At 60.2% G+C, this 446-nt stretch carries 1 protein-coding gene; it reads left to right on the forward strand.

What is annotated here, in order from left to right:
* Positions 1–97: 97 nt before the first annotated feature.
* A partial coding sequence (locus tag AC1D0P_RS29665; protein WP_477680005.1) for a type II toxin-antitoxin system RelE family toxin occupies positions 98–446 on the forward strand: 349 nt, incomplete at its 3' end.

Below are 446 nucleotides of genomic sequence, written 5' to 3' on the forward strand. Positions count from 1 at the left end.
AGTCAGCACTCAGGCTTGCTTCGCCCGAGTCCGGCAAATTCGTCTTAGTGTCGCTGCGCAAACGCCTTCCCAACGACAATAATGAAGAAAAGCTGACATGACCACCATTCTCGCCGACAGCTTCACCGCCGCCCTTGCCAAGCTCACCAATGACGAGCAGAAGCAGGTTAAGCTGACGGCGTTCGACCTGCAGACCGATCCCAACCGGCCCGGCCTGCAGTTCCACCGGATCGACGCGTCGAAGGACCCGAACTTCTGGTCGGTGCGCGTCAATCGCGATCTCCGGATCATCATCCACAAGGCTGGCGACAGCGTGATGCTGGCCTATGTGGATCACCACGACGACGCTTATGAATGGGCAGCGCGGCGGCGGATCGAGGCACATCCGCGCACGGGCGMGATCCAGATCGTCGAAGTGCGCGAGCGTGTGGAGGAAATCTCTCTGC

The sequence above is a fragment of the Polaromonas sp. P1_G2 genome, from assembly GCF_056405515.1.